12 protein-coding genes are annotated in these 22,569 nt (G+C 38.5%); 2 read left to right on the top strand and 10 right to left on the bottom strand.

Annotation, left to right across the window (positions count from 1 at the left end; all coding sequences use genetic code 11):
- Nucleotides 1-3: 3 nt before the first annotated feature.
- The 10 genes from COW20_19135 to COW20_19090 all read right to left on the bottom strand — a co-directional run bounded on the left by COW20_19135 (nt 4) and on the right by COW20_19090 (nt 20,554).
- Nucleotides 4-1,185 carry an aminotransferase gene (locus tag COW20_19135; protein ID PIW45754.1) on the bottom strand — a complete coding sequence of 394 codons (1,182 nt, stop codon included), beginning with the start codon at nt 1,183-1,185 and terminating at the stop codon, nt 4-6.
- Nucleotides 1,172-6,493 (bottom strand): DNA translocase FtsK, encoded by a 5,322-nt coding sequence (locus tag COW20_19130; protein ID PIW45753.1) that lies wholly within the window; start codon nt 6,491-6,493, stop codon nt 1,172-1,174. Before COW20_19130 ends, COW20_19135 begins: the two co-directional genes overlap by 14 nt.
- The gene (locus COW20_19125) at nt 6,490-8,190 is read right to left on the bottom strand and encodes a hypothetical protein (GenBank protein PIW45752.1); all 1,701 of its coding nucleotides are present in this window, start codon (nt 8,188-8,190) and stop codon (nt 6,490-6,492) included. Before COW20_19125 ends, COW20_19130 begins: the two co-directional genes overlap by 4 nt.
- A complete protein-coding gene (locus tag COW20_19120; GenBank protein ID PIW45751.1) occupies nt 8,187-12,479 on the bottom strand; it encodes a hypothetical protein in 4,293 nt (1,430 codons plus the stop codon). The genes COW20_19125 and COW20_19120 overlap by 4 nt, the downstream gene beginning before the upstream one ends.
- Nucleotides 12,479-13,096 (bottom strand): hypothetical protein, encoded by a 618-nt coding sequence (locus COW20_19115; protein ID PIW45750.1) that lies wholly within the window; start codon nt 13,094-13,096, stop codon nt 12,479-12,481. Before COW20_19115 ends, COW20_19120 begins: the two co-directional genes overlap by 1 nt.
- A gap of 12 nt (nt 13,097-13,108) precedes the next feature.
- The gene (locus COW20_19110; protein ID PIW45749.1) at nt 13,109-14,287 is read right to left on the bottom strand and encodes a hypothetical protein; all 1,179 of its coding nucleotides are present in this window, start codon (nt 14,285-14,287) and stop codon (nt 13,109-13,111) included.
- A 61-nt stretch (nt 14,288-14,348) separates the two neighbouring features.
- Entirely contained in the window at nt 14,349-15,164 is an 816-nt protein-coding gene (locus COW20_19105) for a phosphoadenosine phosphosulfate reductase (protein PIW45748.1), read from the bottom strand.
- A 74-nt stretch (nt 15,165-15,238) separates the two neighbouring features.
- On the bottom strand, nt 15,239-18,685 hold the full coding sequence (locus tag COW20_19100) for a hypothetical protein (GenBank protein ID PIW45747.1): 3,447 nt from the start codon (nt 18,683-18,685) through the stop codon (nt 15,239-15,241).
- Nucleotides 18,682-19,635, bottom strand: coding sequence for a DUF4007 domain-containing protein (locus COW20_19095; GenBank protein PIW45746.1), 954 nt, complete (start codon nt 19,633-19,635; stop codon nt 18,682-18,684). Before COW20_19095 ends, COW20_19100 begins: the two co-directional genes overlap by 4 nt.
- A 271-nt stretch (nt 19,636-19,906) precedes the next feature.
- Nucleotides 19,907-20,554 carry a class I SAM-dependent methyltransferase gene (locus COW20_19090; GenBank protein ID PIW45745.1) on the bottom strand — a complete coding sequence of 216 codons (648 nt, stop codon included), beginning with the start codon at nt 20,552-20,554 and terminating at the stop codon, nt 19,907-19,909.
- A gap of 198 nt (nt 20,555-20,752) precedes the next feature.
- Here COW20_19090 and COW20_19085 point away from each other — a divergent pair, with 198 nt between their 5' ends.
- Together COW20_19085 and COW20_19080 are read left to right on the top strand one after the other, a co-directional pair.
- Nucleotides 20,753-21,202, top strand: a complete 450-nt coding sequence (locus COW20_19085; protein ID PIW45744.1) for a transcriptional regulator — start codon at nt 20,753-20,755, stop codon at nt 21,200-21,202.
- Nucleotides 21,203-21,238: 36 nt separating this feature from the next.
- Complete coding sequence (locus COW20_19080; GenBank protein ID PIW45743.1) at nt 21,239-22,540, top strand: hypothetical protein; 1,302 nt, start codon at nt 21,239-21,241, stop codon at nt 22,538-22,540.
- Nucleotides 22,541-22,569 lie beyond the last annotated feature (29 nt).

The raw sequence follows: 22,569 nt of genomic DNA, 5'->3' as shown, positions 1-22,569 counted from the left end.
ATTTTAAGATATCAAGGATTTAATTTTATGATAAGCATCAATGATTAACTGTGCCGATTTTTGAACTTCTTCTTCTGTTGTGAATTTACCTAAACTGATTCTCAAAGCCCCTTCCATTTGCTCATAGGATAAGCCCATAGCTTGAAGCACAAAAGAAGGTTCTACCAAGCCTGACGTACAAGCTGAACCTGTTGAGATAGCCAAATGAGACCTTAAGTGCGAGATCATCATTTGATTTTCAATGCCAGGTATAGAGATATGCAAGTTACCTGATAAACGTTGATTTAAATCGCCATTTATTTTTAAGTTAGGTATTGAGTCTGAAAGAAGTGATTGTAACTGATTTCTCATTTTAGAAATGGCTCGCTCATCTTCAAACATTTCAAGTTGTCGGATAAAACAAGCTTCACCTAAACCAACTATTCCAGGAACATTTAATGTGCCTGGGCGAATGCCATTTTGATGACCTCCGCCATAAAAAAGGGGTTCAATTTCAATGCCGTGCTCCATTATCAGAGCCCCACAGCCTTTTGGGCCATACATTTTATGTCCTGTGAGAGCCAAAAACTGGAGTCCCCATTCATCAAATTCTAATGGTATTTTACCTGCTGCTTGAGAAGCATCACAGAAAAAAGGAATCTGATAACTATTAGCTATTTCAGCAATCGTTTTTACAGGATAAATCGTTCCCACTTCATTATTTGCTGCCATAACGGCCAAAAAATCCAACCCTTTTTGAGCATGAAAAGCTAAATCATTTATATCAACTTGGCCTTCACTATTTATTTTAAGAAAAACCAGTTCAATTAATTTTTTAGATTCTAGAAATTTACAAGTATCCAAAACTGCTTTGTGTTCGATAGGTAGGGTTGCCAGACGAAAAGGCTTTTTAGGTTGTTTGTGCTTGTGTACATACCCTTGAATTGCCAAGTTGATACTTTCTGTTGTTCCAGAAGTAAAATAGACATCTCTTGGATTGGCTCCAACTAGAGCTGCAACTTGTTTTTTTGCTGCTTTTACTGCCTTACTAGCGACAGACCCGAATTCATGATCCGCACTGCTGGCATTACCAAAATCAGCATCCATATAGGTAAGCATTTTCTCTTTAACTCGGGGGTCAAGAGGAGTCGTGGCCTGATAATCAAGGTAGATATATTTTGGATTTAACAGTTCATTGGTTAGCATAATGTTTCTTAATAATTTGTGTCAGTTCCTCAATTTGTTCGCTACTTAAAAAAGGTACTTGGGCGTATATCAGATTGGATTCATTTGCTAAACGAGCCAACAGATGTCCCTTGCCCAATAACTGTTCAGCCCCATTTTCACCTAAGGCAATTTTTGATGTACCACTACTCTCAACGCGTAGTATGAGGCGATTACCCAAATTTTCTCTTAACTGTAAAGGTAAGACATTTGCATCAGGCCGTTGAGCCGCAAAGACAAGATGAATCCCGGCAGCCCTCGCTTTTACCCCCAAACGGCTCACCGAGGTTGTCACGGCTTCTTTATATTCATCTACCATCATCCAGTCAGCAAATTCATCATGAACTAACCACACCACTGGTAACCGCTGATTTGATTCGACTTTCTGATTATAAGCATCCAAACTGGCGGCTTTTTTCTCTCGGAACAAAAGATAGCGAGAATCCATTTCCTCTACTAATTTTTCTAAAACAGTTGTAGCCGATTCACGATCGTAAATAATACCTTGATGAATATGTGGTAAGTCATCAAGGTGCATATAATCTATCCCTTTAGGATCAATTAAATAGATATGAGCTAAATCAGGCGTGTTGGTCATAGCAATATCTAAAATCAAATTTTGTAATAATACAGATTTACCACTGCCTGTTGCACCTGCAATAAGAGTATGAGGCGCATGCTGCTGTAAGCCACTAAAAGCACTACCTACATTTAAGTAAAGTAGTTCCCCATCTATTTCTTTAACCCCAACCAAAAGGCTCATATTCATATTTGAAGCCGTAGGATTGTTTAAACGAGTCAACCAACTATCAGCCATAGAAATAACCTGACGTTGAGGCCGTTCAATCGAGATAATAATCTCTCCAGGCTGTGCTGTAACGCTTAATAGATTTAGAGCATGCGTTGTTAAAAGTTGAGAACGCTTCTTATCAACAGCATCAACCGTTAATTGATCTGAACCTTTTAAGCGTACCAAAATGGCATTTGGTGTTAAACGTGAACCTAAAATCTTAACGGGCAAATCATAACTGTAAAGAGCTGTTTTAAGCCTACTTACGATATCTTCTTGTAATTGAGACTCACTGTCTCCATTGACTTGAGATAAAGAGTTTGTATTCAACCAAGTTTTTAGATACTTTGGTGGCCAAGGAAGCTCTTGTTCTTTCCCATTGCATTCTTCAGGCTCAGACAAGTCAGGAGATATAGTTCCTGATTCTTGAGTAACAGGTTCTGGCTTTTCTTCTTGGGTTGCAGGGGGATCTGTAGGGTTATTAATTACAGTGGTTATAGTTGAGGCTGCTTTTTCTCTTTGCGGATTTTGGGGCTGACGAATAGTTTCGAATGTAATAGAATCACCTAAATCCTGCCGAATAGCTTGGATTTTTTCATATGATTTCTCGGCATAAGCTTCAACCAGTTTTTTGACAGATTCACGGTTGAAAATTTCTTGAATACAATTGGATACGTTTGACACAATTAGCTGTTGGCTATTTACTGTAGACTCATGTGAGCCAAAGACAAAAACATGAGAATAGCCGCGAATCAGGATCGGAATACTCCGATTCATTAATCCATTTCGCCAAAACTCCAGTTCACCACTGAAGTCTGTCCCTTGAGGATGATGAGTGATGCCTTCAAGCAGCATGTCGCAAATTTTAGCAAGCCACATTTCTGCATCTTCACGTTTTTTTGTGGGATCTAATGCATTTTGTAATCTTAGAACCGTATCTCGAAGTTGATTTTGAGAAGATTTTTGAGAAGTACTTAAACTTACTAAATCAATATATTTTGCTTCGGAAATTAAAATATTTAACTGTGCAGCATTATTGTCTCTAACCGGATTCAGTACCATAATATCTGCAATACGTTGTTCTTTTTGACCAAACCAACTGGCATAATCATCCAGTGAAAACACACCCATGGGCGTTTTTTGTCCTATTTCAGCTTGTAATAGAACCAAACTTAAAACTATTCCCATTAATTCTTTTGCAAAAACACCACGTTTAGCAGCCCGTAAGACAAGATCACCAGATACTTTCTTTCCATCGTCTACAATCTGAGCGACTAATCTACTTTGGGCACTGTCTTCCAATTGTAAACCTAAGTCTTGCAAACGACGTTGGATTAATACGTTTAGCATTTGGGTTGGTGACGACGAAGAAATCAGTAATTTACGCTTATCGTTTCTTTTTTGTTGATACCGAATCACTTCAACATCATAATTATTCAACTGTCTGCGATCTAACAAATCATCATAATTGACAACCCACTCTCCAATTCGATGAACTTCATCAAGAATAGTATCAATTTCATCATCTTTCAATGAAATCTGTCTAACTGGAAGAGCATAATTATGATCTGATTTTTTTTGCTCCACCATGCATTCTATTGATTTTATATAGGTTAAGCCTTCTTGCGGTTGGATTGGTGAAACAAGATAATTCGTAGCTTTTTGCTCTCCTTTTTGTGAAGGTCGTCTTTTAGACCAACGAATAGGAACATGATCAAGAATATTTGGACGCTCAATTTCTCCCGAATTGCTTTGTGGAGAGACAACCCATTCTTCTTTCGCTTTATTTGAAATAACATCTTGAAGAAAGACAATATCAGCTGGCTTGCCTTGGTGTATTTGAATGTTTGGTGACTCTTGCAATATACCTATGCGAAAACGAGACATAAAATCAGAGGTATATTCACCAGAGATCAGACTCTGATCTTCTTGAGAAGTATTTTCAATTAAGTTTTTATAGAGAGCAGTTAATTTCGATGAGTTCCGATGACGAAGCATAACCTGACAAATCACATCTGTACCAGAGTATAAATCAGATAATTCCTTAATTACTTTCTGGGGAAGTTTATCATTATCACAATTAAACAAAACCAAATCCAAGCTGGCACGTTCATGAGGTAATAATTCCAGATAACGCTGTACAACATCTTTTATTTTTTTACTGGCACGTGTGGGGTCTTCATTTGTTTCCCACTTCCCATCAGGGCTTAATACAGGCCTTTCCATTAAACTGTAATCACAAAAGGAATCAGTCATATTTAAAAGCTTGGGTTCTTTTCCTTTGCCTAAATTACCCACTGTAATTTCTGGATAATAGGGTTGTTCGAGTTCTTGAAGGCGTTCTTTAAAAAAAAGTCTGGTGTCGCTAAACTTTACTGACTCAGTTAATAATTTTGTAATTAAGCTGGTAGTCTGACGAGTTTGGATAGCTAATGAAGCCAAACGAAATGGATGCCAGGGAGCAAGTATGCTCATTGAGTAACCTGCGATTTGATAGTTTCCTATTTTCAAAAGCGGTTCCCAAAGTTTCTCTCTTGCGATATCTTCCGAAGCATACTTTTGAAGCACTCGAAGCAATCCATCGTAAGATTTCATTTGTTCTATAATTTTTTCAGAATGCACACCTTCTGTCAGCCAAGAGACAAGAGCCTCTTTATAAAAATTTGAAAAATTTTGCCAAGCAAGCTTAATTTCAGTAGCTTGTTCAGAATTTAAATGTCCCTCTGCCAATAATGACTTGAGGTGAGAGGAAAATATAACACCCATATCCCATGTTTTATCATAGGCTGAAACCAACGTTCCACGTTCCTGTCTGAACTGAGCTTGTAAAGTTCCCGTATCAGTCAAAGAAATATGTTGTAAATCCCCCTTTTTACTGACAGCTTCTAGAAAAACCGGGGGACTCAAAAATGTACTTTTGGATTCAGATAAACGTTTTAAATCCCCATATAATTTACAAGCAATCGCATTGGGATTAAATTTCCAATTTAACTGAACTTCACTTTGCCTTTTACTTTTACCGACTTGATACTCCAAGGTCATTATAAATTTGATTTCATTGGCTTTCTTTGATGCCGAATAATTACTCAGTTTTTTAGCTTGTTTTTTAGATTCAACCTCAATAAATTCTGGGTATGAAAATAAATAATGAACATCCCATTGAACGGAAGCCCCCATAAGTGCCGTTAAACCTTTGTAACGTGTTGCAAAATACGTTGCAGCATCGCTATTTATAGAAAGCCATTTTGAACGACTTTTATCAAATTGAGTGCGAATACTTAAAGTTTTCTGACCTTCTGTATTTTCGATTTGGTCATATAAACGCGCTACAGCCAAAAGAAGTCCCGATATGAAGTCTTGGCATTCGATTGCTGCACCATAAATAAATTTATCCCATTGGGATTTTAAACTCGGTTTTTCTGCTAATTCTTGGCGATGATTTTCATAAAATTCACGATCTTGTTCTAAAGGCTCTTTGCTTTTTCGTTTTTTTAATGCAAGTAAGTAATTAACATCATCATCCGTTAAAACATCTGGCCAAGTTTGACTATAATAGTCCAAAGTAAGTGTTGGTAAATCTGTTTTACTGCGTTTAATCTCAAAAAGAGTCGATATACCTTGACCTTCCCATTCAAATTCAGCCAAAACTTCAGATGCTGGTGACCAACCTGGCTCAGTGTCTAAAAAATCTATAATCGCAGGATGAATATCAGACGGGATTTGATCTTTTTGCTGTTCAAATTTGTTGCGAAGTTCCTCTTCATCCAAGATCTCTCGCTTTGGATTCTGCTTTTCAAGGAAACAGCTGCGATTTTGACGGGCTTGTTGAAAACGTTTAAGCCATTCCGCTTTATGACCAAGTTTAAGCGGTGGAATACTGCGAAAAAATCCTGAGTCTTTGGGAATATGTAAAGCGGGTAGAGCCCAACCCATTGCTTCAGTCAAGGAAATACCTTCGTTCTCAATTTGTTGACGGGTGCGAAGCAGATAAGATGCAAATTGCACCAAGCTACAAGAAATTCCTTCTTGTAATCCTTGAAGCGATTTCACCCAATGCATTAATTGTTTTTCACTTAAAGGCAAACCTTCACTGGCCACTTGACACCAAAGATCTACTTCTTGTTTTATCTCAGCAGCCCCTAAAGAAGTTAAGTCTCTTAATGACTGACCTTGATCATCGTTGGTATTTGCTAAGACTATTGCCCTTTGCTCACAAGGAGCATTTCTCCAGTAGGTTGTTTTATGATCTGTCAAAATATCTTCGGGTAATTTAAATTCTTTTGCTAAATCCGAGCTTATAAGGGTTTTAGGTATTCGAATTTTAATATTTTGAGCCAATGTGGGATCATCTAAGATTTCTACACAGATTTGTGCTACTTGTTTTTCGGTTAGTCGATCTAGAAGAAAACGTGCAACACCTTCATCCCGATTTTCTTCTGTAGCAATGCTTCGACGAAGTACAGCTGTAGTAACTTTGGCAATCAACTCCAATTCGTTCATAGTTTACCTTTTCCTGTATAAGGGTTGATTACATAGGCACAGGCATCGGATAAACGTTGCAATAATCCTATGCTTAATAAACGTTCTTCTAAGCGTTCAGCATTGCTACTAAAGTCGGCTTTATCGGCTTGGTTTTTTTGAATAAATTGTTCAGCTTGTTTATCCCCAATAATCAAGCCATATTTTTGATAAAGGTGCGCCAGAAAACTCTGAAACTCCATGCGTTCGGGTACTGTAGCCAAGACCAACGTTTCTAGGAGTTCATCTGTAGGTGTATAACGCGTACGGAGACTCCCTCTTGTAGAAGCCAGTCCAATTTCTTTACAATAAATCGAATGTACTTTTTGTAAATGCTGCTTGTGGCGTTTTAGAACATCTTCTTGAAAAGTTTGCAAAATAGCTTCAGGCGTACTACCACAATCCTTATCAATTTTCCATCGAAAAGTTTCAACTAAAAAGTCTATAGCCTGTGTTTCATTTTGGTTATTTACAGCTTCTTTCCAATCACTGCTTTCTAGTTGAGTTGCAATATAAGATTTAACTGCTTGTTGGGATAAACCATTATTTTTGTAATAGCTTTGAGAAGCCAAGTCACGAATTATCGTCTTTCGAGGAGCCAAAATTTCAACAACCATCTGGCTAGATTCATAACCCAATGTAGAACAGGCACGGTTAAGAAAATAAATAACTAAATGTAGTCCTGTAATACGTGCAAGATGTGGCAAGACATCATAGTTTGGCATACTACAATTAAACAAATTTACCCAATCATCGCCCAATTCAATATACTCTTTTAAATTTGATTGAGGCAAATAGGGTGGAGATACTTTACTTGTAACTGAATGTTTGTTTTTGAACACTAAACTATCTGATTTTAGAGAGTCTTTAGTAAATGGTTGAAGGATTTGAATAAGTTGATTCCATTGATTATCTTTGCGCTCAAAAATAAGCTGGTTTAATCCCTTTCGAATCTGTTCTGCCTTACCACTCCGACATAGCATCAAATAAAGTAATTCACCGGTTCTTCCAAAAAAACGCCGATCAGATGAAGAAGATACAATGGTTATCTCTTTTTGTTTTTGATCTTTTGTTGATTCAACCTTAAGATCATCAAAAAAACAATCTTTGCCAAAAGGAAATATGTATTTAGAACTCCAGCGCTTGTTAGTATCTGTCTCTAAGGCTGTTGATCGAAAATAATCAACCAGTATTGCAAAATCTTTAAAATTATCAAAGCGAGATTTTAAATAATAAAATTCACAAATTTCCTTTGCTTTTTCAGGTTCATCTTCAAAAGCATTTTCTTGAAGACTTTCAAATTCTTTGACTTCTTGACCATTTAGGCAATATTGAACTGCTGCATGATTATGCATTTTTACCAGCCAATAATGCCATTTTTGCTCATCACTCAAGTTAGCCTGTTCTAAAGTGATCTTCAAATAAGGGTTATTGAAAAGAATATTACGAATATGCAAACGGCGATGAGCTTGATACACCAATTGGCTCATACCCGTTTCGTCTAATGGCTCAGCTAAACATTGCTTTGGCTCTTGTGCATAAAAATAGTCATATATCCCCAAAAACTCTAGCAAACTTAGCCATGGAAGCTGTTCATCATAAAGTCTATGCCCCCAAATAGTTTCGTCGACCCAAAAACTTACATCTTCTATACGGGGTGAAGGCATCATATTTGTCATGCCAACACCTCATGAGGCATAGAAATGTCTACTGGAACCATTTTTAACGCGCCATCTTCATTTAGATCAATAAATCGCAAGGTAATGGAACTTGTGCTTTTGGGAGGAGGTTGAGTAAAAATAGAATGAGGAAGTATTCCTACCAGTGAAGATATCACACGCAACTTTCTATCGTCTTGTTTTCTTCTTAAGGCTTTTAATAAACGAGACTTAAAAGCCAGAATATCTTCATAACATTCATTTGAAAAACTACCAGGCAATAAACCATGAGCCACCCGCATCAAAAATTCAAAGCGAAAAAGTTGTAGATTTAATTCTTCAAAGACAGGCTCTTCTCCTCCCTTGAAAATGATAAATAGCCTTGGACTTCCTTTTGATAAAACCAAAGCAATCATTTCTCCTTCATCTCCAGGCCGAACTGGGACAAATCCTTCCCAAATTGAGCTGACCTTGGCCTGAGAATAACAACCTGAACTACTCAAATACAGTTCATGTTGTGTTTTTGTCGGTAAACCAGTAATAACACGGTTGAGCCCTTTAACCATTTGAAATATTATTTGCTCTGAAGCAGCTTGATCTCGTTGAAGTTGATGATACAGTTCAAGATACTCACCTGCATAATGAAAAACAGTTAAATGCCAAAGCATCATTTCTTTTTCTTGGTTTTGTGGTATTACAAAAAACAAACGTTGTCGTTGGGCTTCTAAAAAAGCCAAGAATGTATCTTTATCATCGGTTTCACCCTCAATATACAATCGGCGCTGGGCTTCATATTCTTGATGGCCGCCATAGTAACTATCTTGTGTAACAAGCATTTCATAATCTTTTGCAAAATCTTCTGTTTCAGCCCCAAAGATTAATGTATTATCTATTCGATTATTGGTTTCTTTGCCCAAGCCAAAATAATTGAGAGCTATAAAAACATCTGTCTTTTCACGTTTTTGCACAGACAGATTAGCTCCGAAAAGATTGCGATAAATACTGGAGAGATAAAGTTGTCGATTCTCAATAATTTTAGGTATGTCTTTACAAGTCAGTAGACGCTCTTTTGCTTCTGGATGCCCCAATAAACTGTTGGCAAGTAGTAATAATAATTGACGAGTTGTCAAATGGCGACCATTTAGCTGGGATAACTCAAAAAGAGAAATTAAGCGTTCTTGCAAAATTTGTTTATCATTCTCGCCTAAAAAGCGTTGCCTATTTTCCCAAATAGGACAAGCCTGACGTGGATCTTTATGGGCTTTATAACAACACGTTTCACATGATGACCAACCAGAATGCTTGAGAACAGTTTCAAAAATTTGCTTATATTCATCTGCACTGCGAACCAAACGGCTCAGATTAAGCAAATGGAGTTGATACCCCTCTAACTCTTGTGTATTGCTTAAAAGTAAGTCCTCAATAACTTCCCTTACTTTCTGAACATCAGCGCTCTCACCTGTTTTTTTCCAGCTCTCAAGTAACTGCCCATCATTGGCTGCAATCAAAAATACTTCCTGAAAATTATTTCCAAGAATACTTTGAGCCATACGTTCTAATATTGAATTATCTTCTTCATCTAACTCGCTGAAATCTTTGATAATGAGAAGTTTTGAACCATTAGGTAAATCAAGTTGAAGTATTTTTTCCCCACCATCCCATAATGTTTTGTTTCCGCCTAAATTTTCCCAAATTTCTCGGCAACTAAATGTTTTCCCATCACCTGCTGTTCCTGTCAAAATAACAGATTTAGGATTTTTCTCTTTAAAATTAGCTATTAATGACTGTAAATAGCTAACCTTAAAATGCAATGATTCAATTTTATTTCGTTTTAAAGCTCTTTGAATATGCTCATCAAACATATTGTCATTACTTGGTACAGGGCCAAATTGGCGCAAAAACCGAATCCAAGCAGATTCTTTAAATGCCTGCTGTATACGTTTTTGTTCTTGTACTTCGATAGTTGGTAATTCTCCCAAAACCTTCTGTAGTGCGAATTGCATATCTAAAGCACTTTGGAATCGCTCAGAGGTCTGTAACTGCACTGCTTTGAGGAGAAATTGTCGCCAATCTTCACTGATTTCCTGACAGCCTGAAATATCTTTGGGATCTATTGGAGTGGCATTCGGTTGCGGCTTGTAATTATAAGGATGCTGTCCACAAATTACTTCATAGAGAGTGCAACCCAAAGCAAAGGTATCAGCCGATGCATTCCAGTTGATTTCAAATCGAACCGGGTCAATTAAATCTGGAGCAATATAAGAGCGTGTTCCTGTAAAGGTTTGCTGCGATTCGAGAGTATTCTCATTAGCCACATTAAAATCTATCAGAATATAACCACGATCTGATACATGAACAATATTCTCAGGTTTAATATCCCGATGCAACAAAGTCTTGCCTTGCATTTCTCCCGTCTTGAGATCGGGCTCATGAAGATAACGAAGCGCTGAAAGAATATGTTGAGCAACCACAGCGCCTTCTTGTATACGGGTCTTTAATTCACGATCTGGATCCTGCAATCGTTCTCGAAGAGATTGGCCATCTAAGAGTTCCATCGCTAAATAATAGCGACCATCGGGGAGTTGTCCGCTCCAATCCACTTTAACAATATGGGGATGGTTAAGTTCTTTCAAAATCCCAAACTCGTCAATTAAAGCGTTCACATCAACTGCACGCCGATTAATCTTTAAAGCATATGTTTTACTTTGTAAGATATGTCTGGCCCGATAAACATCTGAAAATCCTCCTGAATGACCAATTTGCTCAATAATTTGGTAATCACCAATCCGGTCATTAGATTGTGGTGGAACAGATTTATTTAGGTTCATTACAATTACCTCAGGAGCTTCAAATGCCAGCTCATAAGCGTCTAAAAATTCTTGTGCACTCCCAAAACGGCCCTCTAGATCTGTAGTATAAAGACGGGAAATCAACGAATCAATTGCCATGTTTCGTTTTTCCCAATTGAATGTGGGCAATTGTTCTTCTTTTAGCTTACCCCCAGCATGTTCAAAGGCAAGGGGGGTTGGGAAAGGCAATGATCCGCAGAGAATTTCATAAAAGATGGCCCCCAAGCTATAGAGGTCAGAAGATTGATAAAAATCATATTCTCCCATAGGCAAAGCCAGTTCCGGCGGAAGATAACGGAGTTCTTCTGGTTGAGTTATGGTTTGCCAAACAGTTTGGCCTTGGGGAGTAAAAAGATAAGAGCGATCAAAATTCATGATCTGGGGGCCAGATTTTGTCATGAGGATATTTTCAGGTCTTAAATTGCGGTGAATAATGCCCTTGTTGTGAATCGCATTTAGCCCTAAGGCAATCCCTTTCACAATTTCAAGGGTTTCTTTAAGCTCTAATTTGCGATGAGACATAACTGTATGAAGTGTGCCCTCTTCAGACCAGTCTAAAATTTCTACAAATTGATCTGACTCATGATCAATTAAACCTTTGAGTCCAATAATATTGGGATGTGAACCCAAAGTTTCTAAAGCCTCGTAATCTCTGAGTAATTTTGCCCGAATAGTATCTTGCTCTGATTTCGATACCAATGGAGGAATTTTTAATACACGCAATCGCTTGGCTGTACCTGATCGTTTTCCTTGAATCAGTTTAAAGCCCACATATTCTGAAATATGGTCATCTACAAAGAGTTCTTCTTCGATTTCATAGCCTTGAATTATTTTGGGTTGATTAGAGCGAGCACGGGCTTTGCCAATCAAAGCTTCACAAATTTCTTTTTGCAGATGGGTAATACTATTCTCTCGCACGCGTTTATCAGGGGGAGTCTTTAAAAGGCGTGGGTTTTTAATAAACTGTAGACAATATTGATCTAATTTAAAAGTTAAATCTTTACAATGTCCCGTTAAATTAAGTGTGGTTTGATCACGGGCAATAATGACCATGCACTGAATCCATATTTTGCGGAATTCAGGATTGTATTTATTGAGTAAAGAACTAATTACTCTGCATTTATTATTCAAACCCAAATGGGGATTTTTAAATTCACGGTGCCCATTGAGATACCAAAACTGGTCATCTCCGTCAATAGAATTACCCCAGTCTTTGACTTCGATTAAGTAAAGAGCATGGGGAGCAATTAATATTGCATCAAACTCCAAATACCGTCCAGCACTGCGATCTGGTATTTCTAAGTTCGGGATGAGTATATATTCCGGTCCCAAGTCACCAATTTGTTTGCCTTGTATATTACTTGAAGCTGGAACAAGGTATCTATCCAGAAAAGTGAGTACTCTCTGCTCGCCTTCGTTGACAATGGTATTTGAAGAGTGCAGGAATATTATTCTGGACATTAAGATACTTTTCTTAAATTTTCATCAAGCAATTTGATTTCTGCTAATATATTTCTAATATTATTAATTTCGCTAACGGGATCAATCGGAATCATTGCTTTAAAACTTTTATGAGCAACATCGCCTCTGTTCTGACCATAAGAATTCATTGTGCTTAACCACGTTTGGCTGATGAGAGATTTATCTAATCCAAGAGGCAATAAAATTTTCAACACATTATCTTCTTTAATTCCATTATTTTTAGAAATCAAATTAAAATACTCCGTAACAGCTTTTTCAACGCGATCATTTAAACTCGTAGCATTTTTATCGAGCTTATAATCCATAAAAGCCAATAATGCAAGTAATGTTTTAGTGCTTTTGGTATTCGATATCCAAATTTGGTTAGCTTTTCTAACTACACCCACACCTAACTCTTCAATAAAATGTTCTATCTCTGCATGAATTAGCAATCTAAAACTTCTAAACAAAAGCAATTGTCTAGAAGTATAAATTTTCAGTGGATTTGTATTACGTACATTTAAATTTTTATCCACCTTAATATTAGAAGGCATAAAACATTTTATTAATTTTATTATTCTATTTTGGAATTGAATAAAAGCTAAGGTATTTGACATAAGTTAGAAATGTTAGTCCCAAATTTTATGTAATTCTTCACCTAGTAATCCACTTAATCCTTCACGCCAAAAATCAAATCTAGTACGAACCTGTTCTAGACCTTTAACAGAGTATTCAATGGTTCTTAAAAATTTTGGTTTTTCACAAAGTTGAATAAAAAGAGCTTTAACATCATTTTTCTTATTTTCCAACTTAATTCTAATATCATTTTGAGAAAAGTAATAAACCATTATGTCAAAAACTCCCCTATTTAAAGAATTTTTGAACTCTCCATTTAAATACTTACTAAATGCACTTTTTTCTCCAAAAATTTCAAAAACAAAATCTATAGCATTATTCAATTCTTCTGCTTCTTTTTTAATATTTTCTTTATCTGATTCCCAATTATCGTTCAAATTTTTCCATGTTTTATCTAAAATATCCTTTAAGTTACCATCATAAGAGGCAATGAATTTCTTAAATGCAAAATATCTTAGTAATAACTCTATATCTCTCATTCTTTTGTCGGGTTGTTTATTTTTAAGTATTGATTGTAATTGTGTACTTTGAATAGAAAAATCATCAGCATAATACACAAAATCCCCTGGATATAAAGCTTGCCTCAACTCTTGGGAATTTAATTTCATGCTACCTGTATTTAATCTATGAAAAATTGTATATAGGTAATCTTCATTCTGCCAATTTCTAATAACTACAGTTCGAATTGTTTGATTATCAAACTGTGTTTGATAATCATATAAATCAGATTTTTTTTCAATATCAGAGTAACTTAGTCCATTTAATTCTTTTAAAATTTTTAATTTTGATAGTTTTAATTGTTCAAAGTCACTGTCATCATTTGCTGAAAATTGAATCAAACTTAAAAGCCGTTGTTTCCCATCGATAACAATAAAGGAATTTTTTTGTTCTTTTTTTTCTGCCAAAATGATAGGAGGAACAGGAATCCCTAAAATAAGAGACTCAATAAATAAACTTTTTTGATTAGCATTCCAGGCGTCTCTTCTTTGAAAATTTGGATCTATCTTTATGTTTTTTTTATTCAACTGATTAATTATTGTTTCTGCAGTCCAATCAGTACCCCATATTACAGCTTTACTAAACATTTCAGTGTTAGAAAAATTCAGGTCATCATCTTCTTCAATCCCAATTTCATCTTCATCTAATAGCATTTCATCATTAAATGAATTCACATATCACTCCAAATATGAAAGTTGTAATAAATCACACTAAAAATTGAATATCAAAATAAGATTAAATATGACAAGCTAAACAAGGAAGCTCGTCATCCTCCTCATCCAATACATCTTCTAGCGCATGAACCAAAGCCTGATTTGGCTTTTTCTTTTTCTGACGTTCCAAAGCTTTATCATGGCTTGCAATAATCTCATCTTTTCGAGCAAGAAGTTCATCCAAGGTTTCTCCATCGCTCCAAGAGTACATACGCCCGTCTGAATGTTCTTTTTCAAACTGTTTGGCTTTTTCAAATAAATCAGGGTGCCGTTCAGCCAGTTTGACCCATTCATACTTGCGCTGATAGAAGCAAAAATAGCAACCCGAACGAGAACGCCATTCATAATATTTGGGCATACCAATGCCACTGTCTTCTAATATTTGAATTACGCCTTCCTTGGTAATGCCATCATCACGAAATGGGAACACAGGAATAATATTCGGTTTTTTAGAGAGATAGCCTTCTCGGTTTTCATCGGCACGTATTCCGATATAGCTATAAACTGTATCCTCGCCAAACTTATCTTGAATAAATCGTTCGAGGGGAATAATTTTCATTTGTTTGGTACACCAACGGGCTTGGGGAGAGGGCAAATAACCATTATACACGTCTAACCAGTGCTGGAAACCGCGCTCTGCTGCCAAATAATGGATTTCAACCCCGAGTCTGGCTTTGATCTTGTTCAAATACTCATAGGTTTCAGGAAGTTCTTCTCCGGTATCGCAGAAGAAATAGGTCATGTTGGGGATTTTTTTATGCAATTGCAAATAAACAGCCAGGGCGGTGCTGTCTTTTCCACCAGATAATCCCAATACATGATGCTCAGTTTTTGTCATTGTCCCAGCCTTAGTAAAATTGATTCTAACATTTAAAATGACCTCAACAAAGGAAAATTTCTGTTAATAATGAGCTAAGATTGAAAGATATGCTCCGAAAGACCTGCAACTAAAGCTGTTTGCAAACGGTGATTATCTTTAAGCTCTGGGGATCTTAAAAGCTGTTCTACCAGTAGTGTAATTTTCTCTTCATCTTCTTTATCAATCCATACAACCTGATTAAACTCATTGCCAGAGGAGTCAGCCACAACAACCCGTTTGGCTTTTTTGCCATTAACAGGCAAATTTTTCAGTTCATGTTGAATCGCTTCCAAATTAGTAAAGCGCCGATATATCTCAGCTAATTGGGTCTCAAAAGCATCAATATCCTGATCACGCCACTCAGTGGCAGGTTTATCTGCAACCACCATAGCGACAGCCTCAAGCCAGCTTTTCTCATTTTTCTCATTATCCAAAATCGCATTTACAAAAGATGTAACTTTGCGTTCAACGGTTTTGTCTTTGAGAAAACTAGCCCTACGGGTGAGTTCTTTACGCAGAGGATCTTTGTCCTTAACCCCAAAAGCAGACTGTAAATACTGCTGGCACTGATTCAGTAATTTAGGATAGGCCATGTTCAACTCAGTGAGGGAATGGATCAAAACCTTTTGCAATGCTTTAAAGTCTTGCGCTTCATCATCGGACTTAATTGTGTGAAAACCCAATGAAGAAGGTAATGCTTCAAAGATAAGAATTTCAGGATCTTTGGTTTCTAAAAGGGCTGTTCGCAAAGCCCGACTTTGCTCACTCAGATCGTTGGTTTTGCACGTAAATGTGGGTAATTTTTGCACAAAACCAATCAAAGGTTTTACCAAGCTTAATAGTGTTCGATTGCGAGAACCTGTTCTTTGTAAAAAATCTTTGGTTTTTTCTGTTGCTAACATTTCTTCTAATAAAGCAAAGAAGTCAGCGCGTAATCCTTCAATAGCAAAAGATTTAACCGAAAAGCGCTGTGGATGCCGGAAAAGCAATTCAAAATGAGACATATGTAAAAGCGGAATAAAGACCCCATCTTGAAACAAACTGATTTCATCACTGAACTGCATGAGTATAGCGGTCAACAAAACGGGGAGAGCTGATTCTTTTACTCCATAAGGAGGGCGTTTGAGTTGTTCAAACAAACCCTGAACCGATTGCGGCTCAGATATGGCTGAGAAACAATAATCTTTCACTGCTTGCCAAACGGGTTCAATGCCACTTCCTATATTTGGATCAGTAAAACCGTAGCCAGTATCCAACTGACGATAAAGACCTGTTTGTTTCAACAGAGATTCAAACATACTGCGCTCAGGGCCATAGCCCTCTATTCCGAGATTTTCTTCTCCAGTATGTTCAAGCATAGCTGAGACCAGTTCTTTCCTGGCCTTGGATCCTTGAGCTGTTAATTCTTCTCGATTCAATAATTCATTCCAAAGTACCAAAGATTTTGGGTAGGTTTCATCGCACACTTCAGACAACACACGACTTAAATGAGAATCACCTTTAAGCGTTGATTCTTTATTTAAGTACAACAGCTGAACCAAGCCTTCCCCAGAAGAATAAATTTGATGAAGAGTTTCTTTGGCTTGTCTTTGGGCAATCGCCAAACGCTGTAATACTTCTTGCCGAGCCACGACATCGGTACGCAATTCAGGGGCTTTCTGTGAAATTTCATAAAAGGCTGCATAGTCCAGCCCTAAACTTTTAAGATGTTCTGTATTTTCTGCAACCAAATAGAGATTGGGTCGCCCATCACTTGTTTTTTCAGGAAGGGTTGCGGTTTTTTCTAAAACATAATACAAAAAGCCATCAGCTTTGCTTTGAGGGAATAGCAAGTCTTGTTCACGTGTCTTTTCTCCGATAAAAGCCCGTTGAAAATAGCGAAGTGTCCCCGTTTGGTAGCTGTGACGTTGTGCAACCAAAGGTTGGAGTTCAAAATGGGTATTTAAAACATCTTCTACATTGAGAGACAAATATTCCTGAGAAGTTTGCAAGGCCTCTTCAATGTCAAAATCTGTTCCCTGCCAAAGTCTTAATTCATCAAGTTTTTTACGATAAGTCAAAAACCCTTTCTCAATGAGGGCTTGAATCACTTTTTTCCATGATTTGTAAAGCTTGCTTTGTTGCCCAACAGGCTGATGATTCAATGCTGCAATAGTCATATCCATTCGAGCCTTGATGGTTCCCCCCAACGAAACCAAATTAAGTAAACCCACGGTTTTTAAAACCTGTTGTTCTTCTGTGCTCAATTGACGCGCATCCATAATACGGTTATGGATTTCATTCCAACGTTGCGCTTGCACGCGATTAGAGGCCGTCATATTGGCCGATTCTACAAAATAATCATAAACCTGATGCAATTGTAAAGTTGGCGGAGAAGAAGCATCCCAAGCTATAGCTTGCAAAAAAGGCTGCAAAGCATGGGGCTCGGCACTGGCCAAAAACGTAAAAATGGAGCGTTCATTTTGCGCATAACGCTGGCAGAGTTGGGGCAAGGCTAAGGCAGCTAAAGGGTGAAGCGGGTAGACTTCGCTGATTAATTCTTTTGAGATGCCCGCTATTTGTCCAAAAGCGTTGTTGATTTCTTCTGACCACTGGGCAGCCCAAGTAAGAATGTCGGGTTTATAATCTGCGTTTAAACGAATTGACTTTCCCATTAAACGAAACATTTGCTCTTGAGATTCAGAGAAGGGAACATCTTCAAAGCGACCCTGAATTTTAGACCACTCATTGGTCTGTAGACCGGTCATATTGCGAGCATATTCTGAGAATGCCTGATGCAAAAGACCAAATACAAAAAGGCCCTGGTGAGCCGGTGCAGAAGGATACTCAGTTAATTCTTGAAGTAAATACAAATCTCCGTGGTTCGCATGTTGAGCGGCGTATTCAAAGTTTTTACCCAACTCATCAATAATGAGCAAAATCCCCATTTTTGTAGACTGGGTAATTTTGGCAATAAACGACTTAATGACTTTCCCATCAAAATCTTTGCCGGATTCAATTAAATCAATATAGTCCTGAAGTTCTTCAAAGACAGAAGATTTTTTACCCCTTTTACCGTCAAAGTAATGAACCAGTCCTTCGTAAAGTCCACGCATGATCGTATGGTGAATGGGTTCTCTACGGGCAGTAACCACAGCAGGAATAAGGCCAGAATCTGATATTTGGTTAACAAGCTGTGTTTGTATCAGCAGGGCCTCTTGGGTTGTTTCAGCCAAAACTTGCAAGGCATTTTCATATATTAGACTGTCTTTGGGTGAACAGAGAGCAGTTAAAAAATGGGCAATAGAGGATTTACCTGTGCCATATACACCTGTTATCGTCCAGGCCCGAGTAGAGCCCACAGGAAAAGAATGAATAAAACGCTCGATCAAGTCTTGAGCACAGGGTGTAATAATATAACCTTTGACGCTATCAGGATTTTTCAAATCCCGTTCCAGATTAACAGAACGACTGTAGCGCCGTTCTAACTGAATCATGTCAGAAAGGAGTTGGATACTCATGCCTGCTCCTTATAATAACGATTTAATAATTTATGTCCGAGTGTTTTAGGATCACCTTGAAAACTCAATTGTAAAAGCCCTGCTGCTTCAGAATATTGCACTTGTTTAAACTTTCGAGCAACTTTTTCGATGGCCTCACATAAGCTGGCTTCATTGAGCCGAAAGACAAATCCCGGACTGCCTGGTTTAAACAATAAGCTATCTAGTTTTAATGTTTGCCCAGTACTATACATAGCAGCGAAATCAAGACAGGCAAAAACGATAATTTCTGGGGGCAATGTGGGTTTATAACCTATATTAAACTGATAATGATGAGAACGATGAGATTGCATTAAACCCAATTGAATAAAAGGTGAATCAATGGATTCTTCTCTAACACCTTTTTTATTTGAAGCTCCTTCTGCATACATTCGCAAAAAACAATTGGCATCTTTCTTGAGAGAGGCTTCAACAGCATTAGCCCGAGGGAAATAAAGGGTGCGAAAATCGCTCAGTTCTTTTAAAAATTCGTCGCTGTTGAATTCAATATGAGAAAAAGCATTGAAAGCAAAATACCAAGTTGCAGCAATAGACACAGGTTTGACTAAATACCAGTGTAAAAGCCAGAGTGAGCCCAGGTTTTCTAGGTAAGGATCCCATCCATTATCGTCCAATAGATTTAAGCCAAAATCTGAAGGTAAGTATTCTGTACCTTTACTTTCTGATTCACCCGCTTCTTCAATTAACTTAAATGCCTGTGTCCAATAGCGAATCGCATTAACCATGTTCTTGCCAACGCCCAAGGTGACAGGAGCATCTTGTTGGAGAAAAATAGCTGGATCTTGTTTGGTGCGATCATAACCTTTTTTTAGCCAACCAAAGCGTGGGTGAAAAGTTTCATGTCTTGCAAAGACGGGTAAAGCCTGACGGAGAAAGTCTTCGGATTGTTTATTTAAGACGGCATCACTCACTGAAGTTACCTAAAATTGAAAAGATTGTTGTATTGTATGGTCTTGTATGAATTGTGAGTACATCATAACATAGCATAGAATCGGTTAACGACTAAACATAATCTAAAACTTCTAACACGGAAAACCTAATATTCTTTGAATGTGATTTCAAAATTTCTTAAACAGAAAATCTTTCAAAATTTGTTTCCAGACATTAAAATAATCTTATTTTTTTAAGATTTCAGAATTGATGCTTCGTAGAACTTTTATTCACAACACAAGTTATGGATATTTATAGCCGCCGGGCAAAGATCAAATTGTCCTTTAGCTCTGCTTCCTGCCCTTGAGGCCCTTGGGCCAGACGTGTCTCCACACTGAGCTTCAACAGTTGCCATTGCGATTCAGGCAAGTCCAGATTTTGCCAATCCTCTTCAGCCTTTGGAAATTCATGTTTTGGCTCTGTATGAGCAGCCCAAGGGGGTGCCGAGGCGTGGGTAACGATCAACAGATGCCCCCCTTTGACAATCCGTGAAGCTGCTGTCTTTAAAATTTGTATTCTGGGAAAATCAAAGGGCGATTGAAAATAGGTCGCACTGACCAACTCAAACTGACCCGCTGGAAATTCTTGGGTCAAATCGCAGTTTAGAAAAGCAATCCGTTCTGACAGACCTGCTTCCTGCGCCAAACGCTGGGCCGTTTGCACGGCATGTTCCGAAATATCCACGGCGGTAACCTGCCACCCTTTTTCAGCCAACCAAAGACTGTCATCCCCTGTGCTACAGCCCAGTTCCAGCACCCGTTGGGGTTCTAAACCTGAAACCCAGTCCTGCAAAAACCTACCGGCTTTACCACGGCTGCGGGACACACTTTCAAGATAGCGTTTTTCCCAAAACGCTTTGGGTTCCTGAGCTGAAGAGGCGTGTCGGTGAGAGGAAGTCATATAGGCTCCTTTTTGGTATTCAGATAGAAAGTTAGCTTCCGATAGCGATCTTGCCAAGAACTATCATGTAACTTTTTATGTTACATGATAGCAAATCATAAAAACGCCTGCAAGCTCTCCCCCAGTAATTGAGGGCATCTGGCACAGCATGTTATTCTGTAAGAAGATTTCAACTGAATTGGGCATATTAAACTGGCGATGAAAACCGATCAAAGGCTTTGGCGAACCCTGCATGTTTTGATTCACATGAGCCACCATCCAGCCCCGCTTACCTCCCAAACGCTCGCCAAAATGCTCAATACCAATGCCGTTGTCGTACGACGTACCTTGGCCTGCCTGCGTGAAAAACAACTGATTCAAGCCGAAAAAGGACATGGGGGCGGATGGATTCTGATCAAACCTTTGCATCAAATCAGCCTGCGTGAGATCTATGATGCCCTGGGAGAGCCCACCATACTCCACTTCACCCCAGAAAGCAACCTGCCCGGCTGTCTTGTTGAAAAGGCTGTCAATCAGGCCCTGGATAAAGTTCTTCAGGAAGCTCACAATCTGGTTCTAGAGCGATTTGAGTCACTTACTTTGGCCCATATCGAACAGGATTTTCAAACTTTGTTGCAAAGCACTGCGGCTGGGGTCATTGCGGGATGACCGCACGAGAATTTTCGCTCACGCAAAGGAGCAAAAATGAAACCCTGCCCTGAATGCAATGCTCCCCTCTACGATCACCCAGATTTTACCCAGTGGTGCCCAGCCTGCGACTGGAATCTACAACCTGATGCAGAGCAAAATTCAGCACAGAATATATTTGAGTTATATTATTTGAAACTCAGCGAAAGACTCGGTTTGGAGCTTTTTCAAGCTCTAAAAACTCAAAATCTGGCAAATACAATGCATTTGAAAAAACTCTCCACAGGTGTCAAATTGTTTTCAATCGGGGTAATAATTGCCTATCTCAGCCTAATTTTTACAGGAATTTACTTGTTGTGGCATTTCAGGGGACAGGTTGTGGGCAGCCTGTTTGGACTGATGTTTCTGGGTTTTGCTTTTTTAGCCACCCCAAAGCGCCAAGCCCCCCCTTATGCAGGCCAAACAGTATTGGACGCAAACACCCTGCCTGCATTTTTTTCACTGCTCAAGCTCTGCGCAAATGTTTTAAATACCCCCCAACCGGACGGGGTAATATTTACACCTGAATTCAATGCAAGTGTCACTGTCTATCAAAAAAAACGCTATCTCTCGATCGGTTTGCCGCTGTGGAACGTTTTAAATTCAGAGGAAAAACTCGCTCTTTTGGGACATGAAATTGGGCATTTGGCGCACAATGACCCCATGCAACAGCGCTTGCCAGAGTTTGCCATGAACGTCCTCTTTCAAACCGGTGATGCCCTTTGCCCACATAGCCTAGCTCCCCATTACGAAGGCAAGCTTTTCTACGAGGACAGAATAGCGCTCAACTTTACTGAAATTTTGCTCATTCCCTTCAATTGGTTACTCGCCTTGATTGCCCACGGTTTTTGGGGACTGGGACACCTGCTTTTACGCTGGCTCTGGGCAGACAGTCAGCGTGCGGAATACAGAACCGATCTGAACAGTCTGCGCTTGGCTTCCCTAAGAGCTTGTCTGACTGGGTTTGAAAAATTCTCACTGGAGCCAGAAATCTATGCGGTAGCCAGACAGCGAATCCGCAAAAAACAAACTGAAAATCCTGGTTCACTCTTTGAAGAAACCCTGACCCATTGGCAAAAAATGCCCTTTTCTGAACATGAACGAAGAAGACGTATTCTTGAAAAAGAAAAACACCGAGTAGATTCAACGCATCCAACCACAGCACTCAGAATGGAAATGCTTAAATTTCAGGCAGAATATATTCAGCGCCATGACTTACCTGAGATCAACTGGAAGGCGATTGAAAATGAATTGGAACCTCATCTCGCGCAACAAGCCCTTGCTTTGCTCGAAGCAGAACGTTCTGCACTTTACAGATAAAACCCAGATCTTAATTTTACGAAGGCCAG

It is taken from the genome of bacterium (Candidatus Blackallbacteria) CG13_big_fil_rev_8_21_14_2_50_49_14, assembly GCA_002783405.1.
Lineage (GTDB): Bacteria > Cyanobacteriota > Sericytochromatia > UBA7694 > UBA7694.
The sequence above is the reverse complement of the archived record's forward strand: the minus strand, read 5'-3'. Positions and strand labels throughout refer to the sequence as shown.

What these genes read in the sequence shown, in the direction of transcription:
- COW20_19135 (PIW45754.1), bottom strand. Translation starts at nt 1,185, where the DNA reads ATGCTAACCAATGAACTGTTAAATCCAAAATATATCTACCTTGATTAT.
- COW20_19130 (PIW45753.1), bottom strand. Translation starts at nt 6,493, where the DNA reads ATGAACGAATTGGAGTTGATTGCCAAAGTTACTACAGCTGTACTTCGT.
- COW20_19125 (PIW45752.1), bottom strand. Translation starts at nt 8,190, where the DNA reads ATGACAAATATGATGCCTTCACCCCGTATAGAAGATGTAAGTTTTTGG.
- COW20_19120 (PIW45751.1), bottom strand. Translation starts at nt 12,479, where the DNA reads ATGTCCAGAATAATATTCCTGCACTCTTCAAATACCATTGTCAACGAA.
- COW20_19115 (PIW45750.1), bottom strand. Translation starts at nt 13,096, where the DNA reads ATGTCAAATACCTTAGCTTTTATTCAATTCCAAAATAGAATAATAAAA.
- COW20_19105 (PIW45748.1), bottom strand. Translation starts at nt 15,164, where the DNA reads ATGACAAAAACTGAGCATCATGTATTGGGATTATCTGGTGGAAAAGAC.
- COW20_19100 (PIW45747.1), bottom strand. Translation starts at nt 18,685, where the DNA reads ATGAGTATCCAACTCCTTTCTGACATGATTCAGTTAGAACGGCGCTAC.
- COW20_19090 (PIW45745.1), bottom strand. Translation starts at nt 20,554, where the DNA reads ATGACTTCCTCTCACCGACACGCCTCTTCAGCTCAGGAACCCAAAGCG.
- COW20_19085 (PIW45744.1), top strand. Translation starts at nt 20,753, where the DNA reads ATGAAAACCGATCAAAGGCTTTGGCGAACCCTGCATGTTTTGATTCAC.
- COW20_19080 (PIW45743.1), top strand. Translation starts at nt 21,239, where the DNA reads ATGAAACCCTGCCCTGAATGCAATGCTCCCCTCTACGATCACCCAGAT.